This window comes from Microcoleus sp. bin38.metabat.b11b12b14.051 (assembly GCF_013299165.1).
GTDB lineage: Bacteria > Cyanobacteriota > Cyanobacteriia > Cyanobacteriales > Microcoleaceae > Microcoleus.
On record NZ_JAAFKD010000022.1, the window covers coordinates 56,486 to 70,434 of the forward strand.

Below are 13,949 nucleotides of genomic sequence, written 5' to 3' on the forward strand. Positions count from 1 at the left end.
GCAAGAGCATGGTAATGTGGAAAAATAATAAATAACAATTGGTAACTTGCAGCCTATGTTAATAGTGCAGCATTGGTGGGAATTAATTTTATTTCTGATTGTTCTCGTCGGGCCACTCCCATTAAGCTTGTCTCTTGCCTTCGAGAATCATCAGGAAAACAGTAACTGTTCCTTGCCCCATTTTCTTCTGGTAATTCTCACGGGATGGAGCACAGTACAAGTTTGTACGGGACTGATTTTAGGAAGTGTAGAGCGCCTAAATCTACCTGAGTTAATTATAGCAGAAATTGTAATTTTTGCGATCGGCACAATCCCGACTTTTGCCCAAAAAAACCGAGCTTTTAGCTTCCGGCACTGGCAGGTGCCCCAACTCAAGCAACCTCTGAGCCCGTGGGAACTCCTGATTGTCGGTAGCGCAGCTTTTGCAGGATTTGTGTTGTGGGACACTCTCACCACCAAGCCCACAACCAATTATGACTCATTGTGGTTTCACCTGCCGGCGATCGCCCGCTGGTATCAAACCCACTCATTTACACTACTAGATGCCGCCGGAGATTGGATTTTTGAACAAGAGCAAGCCAGAGTATATCCCTACAACTGGCACGTTTTATCTGCCTTGTGCATCCTCCCCTTCCGAGAAGATTTTGTCGCAGCTTTTCCCCTGCTAATTGCCTGGGTAATTGAAGGAATTGCCGTCTATCTACTGAGCGTAAAATTTGGAGCCAGCCGAATTCACGCTATGGCAGCATCATCTTTAGTATTGACAGTACCGATGGTGCTCAACCAAGTTAACACCATTCACCCAGACTTACCGCTAGCTGCCGTATTTACCGCGAGTTTGTATTTCGGTTTGTCCTATTGTAGCAGCAGAGCCACCTCGGAACTATCCTTATTTTTGGCAACAGTAGGAATGCTAGCCGGAATTAAAATCACCGGATTAATCTATGCAGCCTCACTTGTAGGAGGATTAGCAATCTTAGAAATTCAAAGATTCGCGATTCGCGAGCAAAATTACGCCGCAACCAATCAAAACTTACCCACAGCCTCTGTACCTAGGGCGCGCCACCGACAACAGCTTACCGCTATCCTTCGCACCTCAAACAACTTTTTGCGCGCATCCGGCAATTTCCGCATTCGGCACCTCAAACCAGTCTTGCTGGGCGGCATAGCTTGCTGCTTGCTTTTAGGAGGTTTTTGGTACACCAGAAACCTGCTGCACGTCAACTATCCTGTTGGAGATAGCCGCGAGATTAAAGTTCCCTTACAGCCCGTACCCTTACCATCTCCGATACCATCTCCAATACCTCCAGTACCAGCACCAACACCTCCAGTACAGCAGCCAACACCTACCATACCAGCGCCGCCAGTTGCGCCGTCTTTCAGGATTTGGCAAAGCACTTTAGCTGCTCAATTCAATCCTAGGAATCTTGCTCACTGGCAAACTCTCGGCTGGCAAATTATCGTAAGATTGCAACTGCCATTTATAGCGATCGCGCTTCAGGCCTTAGCAGCACCTGTGGCTGTATTCCAAGGTAAAACCAAAATTAGCAAGCAAAATAATATCATACTTTTGGTACTGCTGGCGGGGACAGGAATTCTGTATCTCGTTACACCTTACACCTCAGGTACGGGCGGAGAGTCGATCGGTCAAATCAGCCCTTTACTCGGTTTCAATCTCAGATACGGATTTCCCTTTTTAAACTTGTTGGGCGTCGCCGCCGCAGCTACAGCAACCAAGTTAAAAACTGCCAATCAAGTTGTAGTAGCAGTTGTTTTAATTAGCAGCATTTCAGGAATTGTCAGCAGCACAATTTTTGACATCATTAAAAAGGCTTCTTTTAGCGGCACCAGTATTATTTGGGGGAGCGGGTTAATTGACACCTTTAAATCTAATTTCGGTGCAGCCCTCAGTCAAACAACAAAAATATTAGCTCCCAGTTGGCAGTATTTAGGGATATATCCGTTAATTTATATTGGATTGCTGGTGCTGGCTGGGATTTGGTTCCAGCACAATCTTAGCTTGATGCGGTTGAAGAATTCCCTGGCGCGCCTGAAAAAGTCGAGCAAAATCGCGATCGTCTGTATCTGCATAGTATTGATGGTAAGTGCGAGTTGGGTGGCGAGGGAAAAGCGGGATCTTGCTCGCGCCGAACTCTATCGCAACATTTACGAATATATCGATCGCCATACAGCACCAAATGAAAGAATCGGCTTCAGTTTGAGTTCCCGCAGCTACCTGTTTTACGGGAAAAATTTAGACAGACAAGTTTTATATGTGCCGTTTAGAGCCGATCGACTTTCTGCATGGATTGACAACCTCAAAAAGCAAAAAATTAGTACCGTAGGATTCGGGCCCCTGACTGAAACAGACTACTATACCAAACAAGCATTATCTTGGCTGACAAGTCCCGAGGGCCCGCTGCAACCAGTTTTCGGCAAAGATTTTCATACTGAGTCAGTGCTGTATCGCTTAAAAAATTAAAATAGCACTTCCCACCTAAACTATAGCCTTTGTCAGAAAAGTGATGTACAGGTTTAGGTTTTGATTTTAGATATAAGATTAGATTTATTGCCAAAATAGCTAGGCACAGGCAAGATGCCTGTTCCACAATAAATTTGGCACAGGCAAGATGCCTGTTCCACAATAAATTTGGGACAGGCAAGATGCCTGTTCCACAACAAATTTGGGACAGGCAAGATGCCTGTTAAAAAAATTAATTAAAAAGACTGGACACCCCACAAACTTGTGCAAGTTATAAAATTTTCATTCCTTAGGTGGAACAGGCATCTTGCCTGTTCCAAAATTTAATTAAAAAGACTTTTGCAAAATCTCTATTTTAGATTAACCAATCATCTCAATTCCGTTAGCAGCGGTTAAATCATGCCGAGCGAACCAAAATTGATATGATTGCTCAACACCTCATTTTTTTGAGAAATGCTACAGACATCCTGTCAAAATAGCTAGGAATGGACAGGAGAACAGTTCCCAAATTTAATTGAAAGGAATTTTGCAAGAGATATAATGAAATCAGTTACATCCCCTATATTGTTCGTTTGACGAACTTCATTCTATAATGAACAAAGCTAAAACAGTATTTTCAATTATTGTCCCGACTTACAATCGCCCCGAAAAATTAGCAGCGTGTCTTCAGTCGTTTGTGGAACTAGAATATCCGCGCGATCGATTTCAAGTCATTGTCGTCAACGACAGCACCGAAATATCAGTAGAAACTGCAATATTCCCTTTTCAAAATCAGTTAAATCTCACACTTCTAACACAACCAAACTCCGGCCCTGCAACGGCGCGAAATACTGGATCTTCAGCAGCAGTCGGCAAATTTTTAGTATTTGCTGACGATGACTGCACTGTGGTGGCAGATTGGCTGCAAAATCTGGAAAAGCGATTTGTGGAAACACCAGACTGCTTAATCGGAGGTCGAACTCTCAACGCGCTGCCGGATAACATTTATTCTACGGCAAGCCAGCAACTGATCGATTATCTTTACAGTTATTACAATGCGATTGGCGATCGCGCGCAATTTTTCACTTCTAACAATTTTGCCCTACCTGCTGAGGCTTTCCAAAAAATCGGCGGCTTTGACACAACTTTTGCTCTAGCGGCTGGAGAAGACCGCGAATTTTGTTTTCGCTGGCTCAATTCCGGGGGGCGCGCCATCTACGCTCCGGAAGTTACAGTTTATCACTCCCACGCACTAACTCTGCGGAAGTTTTGGCAGCAACAATTCAATTACGGCAGAGGAGCGTTTTTGTTTGGGCAAATTATCTCGAAAAGCGGGACTCAGGGGAAAATGCAACATCCGTCATTTTATTTAAATTTGCTAACTTATCCATTTTTCCACACAGCGGGGATTCAAAAGCTATTAATTGCAGCATTATTTTTAGTTTCTCAGGCGGGAATTGCGGCGGGATTGTTTTGGGAGAAAAACGTTTTTGTTGAGAAATTAGACGAGCTTCCTTAAAACAAGCGTTATCAGGTTCGTAGTGAGGACTTTAGTCCGCAAAAAAACAGAGGACGGAAGTCCTCACTACCAAAAAAATTGGGGCAGGTTCGTAGTGAGGACTTTAGTCCGCAAAAAACAGAGGAATCAAGTCCCAACCAGCGAACCAACTTTGTACAAGTTCGTAGTGAGGACTTTAGTCCGCAAAAAACCGAGGAATCAAGTCCCAACGAGCGAACCAACTTTGTACAGGTTCGTAGTGAGGACTTTAGTCCGCAAAAAACAGAGGAATCAAGTCCCAACGAGCGAAAAAACTTTCAGAAAAAAGAGGACTGAAGTCCTTACTACAAACCAATTTGTGATTACATAAATCCGTGTTCAGCTAAGAATTCAGGTGTAATTGTTCCTAAACTGTTGGCAGGTGTTTCTTCCCATGGTTCGGAATGGTGTTTTGAGCCACTGCGGATAAATTTTGCTACGTATTTGCCGAGGATATCTGCTTCTAAATTGACCAAGCTTCCTGGCTGTAAATAACTGAGATTTGTCTCAGAAAAACTGTGGGGAATTACGGCTATAGCAAACCAAGTTCCGTCTGCATCACAATCGGCTACCGTGAGGCTGATGCCGTTGACGGCGATGCTGCCTTTGGAAACGATGAATGGTGCAACTTGACGCTGCCATGCTGAATGGGCTGCTGGTGGGGCAGCAAACGTCATTTCCCAAGCGTTGGCGGTTTGGGTTGATGTTGCTAAAGCGCCGATCGCATCTACGTGTCCCGTCACAAAATGTCCGCCCAATTTGCTGCCGGCGCGCAGGGAGGTTTCTAAGTTTACCCACGCATCGGGGACTGCTCCCAAAGTCGTGCGGCGCAAGGTTTCTGGCGAAGCGACGGCAACAAAACCTTGCGGCAGAACTTCTACTACTGTCAAACACACTCCATCTACTGCTACGCTGTCCCCTACGGCTAAATCTTGTAAAATCTGGTAGGAGTTGCTTGAGGTGCAGGAAATTTGGAAGTAATCGTTGCCTAGCGGCTTGAGTTTTCCTAGAGATTGAATTAGTCCCGTAAACATAAGTATTTTCCTGTATTCGAGAGATTATTTACCTGAAAGAATTGGTTGAAAGCGCATCCCTTGTAAGGAGAAATTCAAAGCAGGCTATTGATTGCTCAAATCCTCTTGGTTCCAGGTAGAGGTGCCCGTCATTCTGTCAAGTGTCAACAGAATGAAATCCAACGGCCGACCGAAAGCAGGCTCAGGAGATTTTGCGATCGCCGTCTCCCCGCCAGCCACAGGATTTTCGATTTTTCCACTTTTCCATTTGAGATTAAAAAAACTGATACGCCAGCTTTCCCCCCTGCTGTAGAGTCTATAGCAGCTAATCTCAAATTGCCGATCGACTCACAGGCCAGCTTTCCTGCACAGCCGTGTTGCAGGCTCGATCGAAAATCTCCAATGCTGAGGATGCCACAACGCGATCGACGAATAGTTCCAAAAAACCTAGACAATTTTTGTAATACTGGATTCAGGTTATCTCTATGCCCAAGTTCTCCACCGCCTTACGGTTTCTTAATTCTATGAGGCCGATCGAATGATTGAAATGAAAGTCGCTGGAATTGCCTTAGATGCAGCCACGCGCAGTCCTATTGTCTTATTGAGAGACGCTACTGAGCGGCGCGCTTTGCCTATTTATATCGGTCAGGAGCAGGCAAAGGCGATCATTAGCGCCCTGGAAGGCCACAAGCCTCCTCGACCTTTAACTCACGATTTGATGGTCAATTTCTTAGAGGCCTGGAATCTTACCTTGGAGCGCATAGTTATTCACTCGCTGCAAGATAACACGTTCTATGCCGTGCTGATCGTCCGTCAGGGTGAAGTTAAAAAAGAGATCGATGCCCGCCCCAGCGACGCGATCGCCCTGGCCCTGCGAACGAACAGCCCCATCTGGGTGATGGAAGAAGTCGTCGCGGATGCTTCGATACCGGTCGATCGAGATGCTGATGAAGCCGAACGCCGAGCCTTCCGAGAATTTATCTCAAACCTGCGCCCGGAGGATTTGATCAAAAGAAGTGGCTTGGGCCAAGGCGAAACTTCGTAACCTGTATGCGCTATCGACGGTTTGGCAAAACAAAGTTGCACTTGTCTGTATTTTCCTTAGGAACCATGCGTTATTTGGCTTCTGAGGAAATTGCCTGTCAGACTGTGCGGCAGGCGGTGTCTCTGGGTATCAATCACTTAGAAACTGCTGCGGGTTACGGTTGCAGCGAGGAATATCTCGGCGCGGCGCTAAAATCTGGTTTGTCTGTCGATCGATCGCGCCTCCACATTACTACGAAAATACCCCCAACGGAGGATGCAGCAGCAACGGAACGCTGCATCGATTCATCTCTGAAACGCCTGAATTTAGATTATATCGACTGTCTGGCAATTCACGGTTTGAATACTTGGGAACATTTGGCGATCGTGCGATCGCCCGCAGGCTGTATGTCATCTGTAGCTAAAGCTGTGGCTGACGGCCGCATTCGCCACGTGGGCTTTTCCACTCACGGGCCTTTGGAGCTGATTTTGGCTGCGATTGAAACTGATTTGTTTGAATTTGTCAACCTCCATTATTACTATTTTTTTCAGCGCAACGCCCCGGCAATTCAACTCGCCAAAGACAAAGATTTGGGCGTTTTCATTATTTCCCCGGCAGACAAAGGAGGGCAACTCTACACGCCGCCGTCCACTCTGGCACAATTGTGCTCGCCTTTCTCGCCTTTAGAGCTGAACTATCGGTTTTTACTGAGCGATACTAGGATTGGGACTCTGAGTGTGGGGGCTGCAAACCCGATCGAATTACAGCAACCTCTGGAATATGCCGATCGCGACTTTCCCCTCACCTGCGCCGAAATCGCTGCCTTCGGTTCGATAGAATCAGCGATGGCAGAGCGTTTGGCAACCGACAAATGCAGTCAGTGCCATGCTTGTTTGCCGTGCCCAGAAAACATCAACATTCCCGAAGTATTGCGGCTGCGGAATCTCGCCGTCGGCTGCGATATGACAGACTTTGGCAAATACCGCTACGCCATGTTTGAAAATGCCGGACATTGGTTTCCCGGTAACAAAGGCAACCGCTGCACCGATTGTGGAGAATGTTTGCCCAAGTGTCCCGAAGAGTTAGACATCCCCACCCTGCTCAAAGATACTCATCAGCGACTGGGCGGCAAACCAGGGCGGCGGTTGTGGGATTGATTTGAAGCAGCCAAAAGGTAGATTGAGGCGATCGAAGGTGAATGAAATAATTAAGTTCTATGTAAGTCATGCCCGCAGCAAAATATGGAAGAGTTGCGAGAAATACCTGTAATTTTATTGATGTGTTTGGTTTTGTTAAAGCAAACAATGGATTTTAGATAAGATCAAAAAATCTAAGATCGAGACTCGATTTAATCTCGTTTAGGCGCGCACCGGCATCAGATTTTGATAACCGCAGCGTTCTGGTTAACAGAGATCGAGACGCTCGGAATGCAGTATAATTTCGATCGAATCGAAAATCGAACTCAGTCGAAAATCAAAAATCGAAAATCGAAAAATGGGTCGCCTGTCATCTACAACCGATTCAGCATCTACCACTATGGCTCAAACTCAGTTAAACGATAGCCAGCCAAATTGTCTGGAGCCAACTTTAGTTGGGACTTCCCCAAGATTTAAAGCAGCTTTAGGCTCGTGTACCTACAACTTGTCTGTCACCAAAAACCAGCTAATTGGACTGCTAGCTTTACAAACAATCTTGCCAGCAGGACTAGCGGGAGCAGCATTTTGGCTAACATCGGCAGTGGCCAGCCACCAACTGCAAAATCAAGCTAAATCAGAACTGAGTCAGAGCGAAACTAACTACAATGTCCCGCTAGCTCGCGCCGCCGAGCGTTTGCAAAAGTCTTCTGACAGCAAAAAAATCGCCGAAATAGCGTTAAATTCAAACAGCGGTAAAAATATATTAAAATTGCGAAACTCAGTTAAGCAAATACTAGAAAATCGAATAAAAATAGGGGAAATTGACAGCGCTGCATTAGTTGGAAAAAACAGGGAAATCTTGGTAAATATCAATCCCAATCACAAGGGAAAAAGTTTTAACCTGCAAACAATAGTCGATCGAGTATTCGCGGGGAAAGAGCCAATAACTGCCAGCGAAATTATTGCTAAATCGGAAATTGACAAACAATTCCTATCTGTGCCTTCGGGAATCGGCGATCGTCCGGTTATCGTCCGCTATGCAGCAATTCCGGTAAAAGATCCCAAAAATCAGACAGTGATTGCTGTCTTAATATTAGGAAAAATTCTGAGCCAAAGGCCGGAAGTTACTATCCGCGAAACCGTCAAGTTACACGGCGGGTACGGCGCTGTGTACGCACCGCTTCCAGACGGCAAATTTGGGCTGGCCAGTTGGGAAACAGCCACCACAAACCAACGATTACCCGATGTGCTGAACCCAGACACATCGCTGCTACAATCTGCACTCGCCGCGGCCGGCAAGCCCGCGATTGGATATCTACCAAGCAGCAGTCAAACTGATGCAGTAGCTGCTAAATCCCTGGAAAATTTGGCTGGAAAGCCCGCAGCAATTTTAGTGCGGGGCATCCCCAAAACTTCGATCGAAAGCTGGTGGCTTGACAGTTGGCTGCTGCTGGCACTATTTTCAGCAGCAGTTCCCGTCGCTTTGGCTGTTGCGGTAGTCCGCCGGAATCGCCAAGCCGTTAACTCAGATTTACCGACAGCAGACGCGAACGCACCGTCTAATTCTACCGCCGAACCGCCGCAGCAATCTCAGAAGCTCGATCGCACTGCTGAAAATTCATCTGACAATTTAAATGTGGGCGAATTCCCCGGCTTGTTCGCCAAAAAACCGATTTTAGACAATCGATTATCGCTGGATTTTAAATATAAAATATTTGCGGGCGATCGCCCGATATTCAATTTGCCCATCCCGGTAACTGTGGAAACCCTACAATTGCCCGCAAACTGCCTGTCACAACAGCGGCGGCAACCAAATACAGGATTAGACAAAAGCGCGATCGCCCTAACTCAAGTCCAAGAAGCTTGGCAAGACTTAAATCGCGTCAACTTGGAATTGGAGCGAGAAATACTCGAACGCCAAAAGGTTCAAAAAGCCCTGCACAAGAGCGAAGCACTGCTGCAAGCGATTTTAGACAACTCAACAGCGATTATTTACATCAAAGATGTTGAGGGAAAATACCTGCTCACTAACCGCCATTTTGACAAGTTGTTCCACTTGGAAAAAGAGCAAATCACCGGTAAAACCGACAGCGATATTTTTCCCGAAGACAAAGCAGCAGCCAGGGAAGAAAACGACCTGAAAGCGATCGCCACCTGCTCGCCCCTAAGTATTGAAGAAGTCATACCTCAAGACGACGGGCCGCACACTTATATTTCTCTCAAATTTCCCCTTTGCAACTCCACAGGGAAAGCTTATGCAGTCGGTACAATTTCTACAGATGTGAGCGATCGCAAACAAGCCGAACTCACCCTAGAAAAAGCCAAAGCAGAATTAGAAAAACAAGTCGAAGAGCGCACCCTATTCCTCAAACAAGCCAACGAAATTTTGCAGTTTGAACTCGCTGCAAAAGTCCGCGGCGCCATCACAGTCAGACAAATGACGGCTCAAGTAGCCCGACACGCCAGAACAGTTGACGGCATTCTCGGCGCTTCCCTCGACCTGATCTTTCTAGTCGATCGGTCAGGAAAGTATACTTATATCAGCCGCACCGCAGCCCAAGCCTGCGGCATGAACGCCAGAGACGCGATCGGCAAAACCTGGCGCGAATTAGGTTGGTCGCCTAAAATTTTACAGCGAGTTGAGGACGAATGCAGCAGCGTATTTGCCACAGCCGAGCCAAGCAAAGGCGAAGTAACGATCCCCACCGCAACCTCGGGAACCCGCGACTACGAATACATTCTCAGCCCGGTGTGTGCCACAGACGGCAGCGTGGAAGCCGTGGTAGCGACACTGCGGGATATCACGGAACGGAAAAACGCCGAGGAAGCGTGGCAATTGGCAAAAGAAGCGGCAGAAATCGCCAATCGCGCCAAGAGTGCTTTTTTGGCAAACATGAGTCACGAGTTGCGGACTCCCCTGAACGCGATTATCGGCTACAGCGATATGCTGGTGGAAGATGCCGAGGAGTTGGGCAATTTAGAAGTAGTTTCGGATTTAGACAAAATTCGGACTGCTGGGAAACACTTGCTGCGACTGATTGACGACATTCTAGACATTTCCAAAATAGAAGCTGACAAGATGGAGATTTATCTCGAAAGCTTCGATGTCGGCGGCTTGATCGACGAGGTGGCGACAACTGTCAAACCGTTAATGGAGAAAAACGGCAATACCTTGCAAGTATTGAGTGCCGAGAATATTGGCGCCATGCACGGCGATTTGATGAAAGTGCGGCAAGTAATGCTGAATTTGCTCAGCAACGCAGCTAAATTTTCATCCGATGGGGCGATCGTACTTACTGTCGAAAGAATTACCAGCGACGAGTTAAAAAATAAATATCAACCGCAAGTTGCTCAACTGTTAATTTTGGATGCAGAATTTTTAGTGTTTCGAGTCAATGACACGGGAATCGGCATGACACAAGAGCAGCAACAGCGACTGTTCCAACCTTTCACCCAAGCCGACAATTCAACTACTCGCAAGTACGGCGGTACAGGTTTGGGACTGACAATCAGCCAGCGTTTTTGTCAGATGATGGGCGGCGATATTGAAGTTAGCAGCGAGTTAAATAGCGGTTCAACATTTACTGCTTTTCTGCCCGCTTCCTTATTTAGGCGATCGGAATTTTAACTTTTTTGCAGGTTCGTAGTGCGGACTTCAGTCCGCAAAAATCCCAGGTTCGTAGTGCGGACTTCAGTCCGCAAAAATCCCAGGTTCGTAGTGCGGACTTCAGTCCGCAAAATCCCAGGTTCGTAGTGTGGACTTCAGTCCGCAAAAAATCCCACAAAACTCGCATTCCTGACTACAAACCGACTTGAGAGGACTAGAAACGAACAAATAACTTTTGTAAAAAATCGACCTCGGTAAATTTATGAATTACCACAAAAATCATCGCAAAAATCAAGTTTTCCGCCCCCGGCACAGCATTTTGACAAAAACTTTATTTTTGTGGTCGATTGCCAGTTTTAGCTGCATCACAACCTTGCTGTGGGGACAATCTGTGGCATTATCCCAGCAGCCGGTTTGCCCGACTGGCGATGCTGCCAATTTTCCATCGCCACCGCTTTCGCAAACCGAAAAGAGCACGCCGAGTCTGTGGTTGGCTCAAAAACAGTTTGGTGGCAAATTGCTCGATCGCTGGTTTGTCGATCGCACCAACACTTGGGTGATCATCATCGTCAACCGCCAACTGTGGAGTTTACTAGATTATATGGAGCGCTATCAGTTTGTCAACCGCTTCGGCGCTGCGTCGAACGAATACGGTTACAACCTGCGAGTTTGCAATCGTCAGGGGACGGCTTTAGCGGTTTATGCGTGTAAGGGCGATCGACAAAGCTGTAAAATAGACTTAGAATCTCTCTCAAATCCCGGTCTCCGAGGCAAACTGAAGGGCTTTTAGTAGGGTGCGTCAGCAGCGATTTGTTTTCGGGATAATCGATAAATCAAGAGCTGACGCACCTGCATTTTAGCTAATACAATATCTTTTGTTATTCGGTGAAAAACAATGAAAACAACCCTTGAACTTCCGGGTGAATTAGAACCTTTTCGCCAAGAAATTGAAAGTTCAGAACAGCCTGTTATTAAAATCACTTACGAACGAAAGGCTACTGATTTCTGGTCAAGCAAATTTGGCGGAGTGCCTTACTTGCCCAAAGGTTACGATTTTCCCAAAGATAGTGATGGAAAATATATGCACATTTTGGCACAACTCAATTTTGAGGAAATCTTTGCCCAAGTGCCAGATTTAGCACCTTTCCCCAAAAAAGGAATTTTGCAGTTTTATATCGGTGGCACAGATTTTTATGGCATGGATTTAGACAATTTGGACAACCAAAAAGATTTTAAAATATTGTATTTTCCCGAAATTGACACAAATAATTATCAAACAGATTTTGCTTTTTTGTTGAATCAAGAAGTTAAGGGATTTTTACCTTTAAACTATAAATACGTGAATAATCCGCAAGAATGTTTGGCTTTACAGTTTAGTCCTGACAATGAGTGGGTTTGCCGAGAAGACTATCAAATTAATAATTTTCTTGGACAACAAAAGCTTAAACAATTCTTTGATGTAATGGATGCAGATGATTACAAATTAAATGATTGGTATTATGCTAATTTATACGAGATTGACCATAAAATAGGGGGATACGGCTACTTTACGCAAACTGATCCTCGTGAGTATAGTCCGCAATACCAAGACCATAAAGTTGTACTCTTACACATGATTAGTGATAATGAAATTTGTTGGGGTGATGATGGAGTAGGTAACTTTTTGATTCGTGCTGAGGACTTAGAAAAATTAGATTTTTCTCAAGTGATTTATAATTACGATTGTTATTAAAATTAAAATAACAACACTTCAACCCGTGCTATTTTTTTATTTTGCTAAGGTACGTTGTTGCGCTTCAGCACTCTTTGGAAGCATCTCCTTTTTGCAATAAGCATTTTTTCTTTGAGTGCGAGCTTAAGAACTCGCGTATTTTACAACACGCGAGCGGGGAAAGCACTATAAATGCAAAACTGTGATTCTCCCCGCTCTTTAATAGATTAAAGAGCGCTGAATCGCAACTAGGTACCTCAAAACGTAGTGAAATTTTAGCCTTTCACTACTTGCCTAGTTTCTTGCCAGAGCGATCGATATTGGGCAATGCCCGCGTCCCCGAAAGGCAGCAGAAAGTCGCTCGCAGCAAGAATCTTAGCATCCGGCAGCAACACCGGATTAGTGCGAATATCCGCAGGCAAATCCTCGGGTTTCATGCCGACAATTATCGGCGAACTAGCCTTAGCCAGCAAGGATAATTGAGGCGCAATCTGAGGCTGCAAGCAAAAATTAATCCATTTTTCCACTAACGAAACTGGCTTTCCTGACGCGGGTTGTACCCACAAATCTGTCCAAAGTGCAGTTCCAGAAGCAGGAATTACTACGGCTATATCGCTTTGAGTTTGCAACAGCGGCAGCACGTCGCCAGAAGAACCTACGGCTAACCAAGTATCGCCTAAAATTAACGGTTGCAGGTAAGCGTCAGAACTGTAAAATTTAGCTTGAGCGTGCAGCTTTGCGAGTTCTTGTTTGAGGTTGGGAACTTTATCTAATTGCTGGGTATTGTAAGATTTTCCGAGTTTTTTTAATGTTAAACCTATCACTTCTCTTGCACTATCCGGTAGCGAAATTCGATCGCGCAATTCGACTCGCCACAAGTCACTCCAATCTTTCGGAGTCCACCCCAAATCCTTAAATTTGTCGGTGCGATAGGCAATTACCGTACTTCCCCAGCGGTAAGGTGCAGCCCAAACTTTACCTTTAGCGTCTAATTGGCCGTCATCGTTGCGCCGGACGAGTTTTTGCCATCTTTCGGGCAATTGCGACCAATTAGCAAGTTTAGCAGGATCGATCGGCTTAATCAATTTTTGCCGAATCGCCAAAGTCAGCCAATAATCTCCCAACATCACCAAATCAGCTTGATTTTTGGCTGAGGGTGTCCGTTTCCACTGTTGCAACAAAGCAAATAATTCTTTTAACTGGGCTTCTTGCGTTACCTGCAAAAGCGGAGACGGTTGTGAATCGCGGCTGAATTTGCTGACAATTTGCGCCGGAATACCGTTTTTGAGCGATCGAATTTTCAGAGTGGGTTTCGAGTCGCACCCTGCCGCCAATTGACTTAAAGTTAGGGTGGCTGCCCCCAATAGCAAAGACCTTCGTTTCACCTGTAAACCAGCTTTTCTAAATATTGACCGATGTTTTGTGTTCTGCGCCCCGGCAAATCATGGTTTGTCGAGTCC

10 protein-coding genes are annotated in these 13,949 nt (G+C 45.8%); 7 read left to right on the forward strand and 3 right to left on the reverse strand.

Going from position 1 to position 13,949, the window contains the following annotated elements; all coding sequences use genetic code 11:
• Positions 1-172: 172 nt before the first annotated feature.
• A complete protein-coding gene (locus QZW47_RS21365; RefSeq protein ID WP_293131007.1) occupies positions 173-2,482 on the forward strand; it encodes a hypothetical protein in 2,310 nt (769 codons plus the stop codon).
• A gap of 592 nt (positions 2,483-3,074) precedes the next feature.
• Positions 3,075-3,980 (forward strand): glycosyltransferase, encoded by a 906-nt coding sequence (locus QZW47_RS21370; protein WP_293131010.1) that lies wholly within the window; start codon positions 3,075-3,077, stop codon positions 3,978-3,980.
• 341 nt (positions 3,981-4,321) lie between these two features.
• On the opposite strand, the gene ribE is transcribed toward QZW47_RS21370, so the two are convergent.
• Positions 4,322-5,032 carry a riboflavin synthase gene (gene ribE, locus QZW47_RS21375; protein WP_293131013.1) on the reverse strand — a complete coding sequence of 237 codons (711 nt, stop codon included), beginning with the start codon at positions 5,030-5,032 and terminating at the stop codon, positions 4,322-4,324.
• Between the two features lie 143 nt (positions 5,033-5,175).
• On the reverse strand, positions 5,176-5,466 hold the full coding sequence (locus QZW47_RS21380) for a hypothetical protein (protein WP_293131016.1): 291 nt from the start codon (positions 5,464-5,466) through the stop codon (positions 5,176-5,178).
• An 83-nt stretch (positions 5,467-5,549) separates the two neighbouring features.
• Between QZW47_RS21380 and QZW47_RS21385 the strand changes: the two genes are divergently transcribed.
• From QZW47_RS21385 to QZW47_RS21405, 5 genes are all read left to right on the forward strand, one after another.
• On the forward strand, positions 5,550-6,056 hold the full coding sequence (locus tag QZW47_RS21385; RefSeq protein WP_293131019.1) for a bifunctional nuclease family protein: 507 nt from the start codon (positions 5,550-5,552) through the stop codon (positions 6,054-6,056).
• Between the two features lie 5 nt (positions 6,057-6,061).
• Positions 6,062-7,192, forward strand: coding sequence for an aldo/keto reductase (locus QZW47_RS21390; protein WP_293131022.1), 1,131 nt, complete (start codon positions 6,062-6,064; stop codon positions 7,190-7,192).
• 337 nt (positions 7,193-7,529) lie between these two features.
• A complete protein-coding gene (locus QZW47_RS21395) occupies positions 7,530-10,799 on the forward strand; it encodes a PAS domain-containing protein (RefSeq protein ID WP_293131025.1) in 3,270 nt (1,089 codons plus the stop codon).
• Positions 10,800-11,040: 241 nt separating this feature from the next.
• The gene (locus tag QZW47_RS21400) at positions 11,041-11,568 is read left to right on the forward strand and encodes a hypothetical protein (protein ID WP_293131028.1); all 528 of its coding nucleotides are present in this window, start codon (positions 11,041-11,043) and stop codon (positions 11,566-11,568) included.
• Between the two features lie 105 nt (positions 11,569-11,673).
• Entirely contained in the window at positions 11,674-12,510 is an 837-nt protein-coding gene (locus QZW47_RS21405; protein WP_293131031.1) for a DUF1963 domain-containing protein, read from the forward strand.
• Positions 12,511-12,764: 254 nt separating this feature from the next.
• Here QZW47_RS21405 and QZW47_RS21410 read toward each other — a convergent pair whose 3' ends face one another.
• The gene (locus QZW47_RS21410) at positions 12,765-13,874 is read right to left on the reverse strand and encodes an extracellular solute-binding protein (RefSeq protein ID WP_293131034.1); all 1,110 of its coding nucleotides are present in this window, start codon (positions 13,872-13,874) and stop codon (positions 12,765-12,767) included.
• Positions 13,875-13,949: the final 75 nt, after the last annotated feature.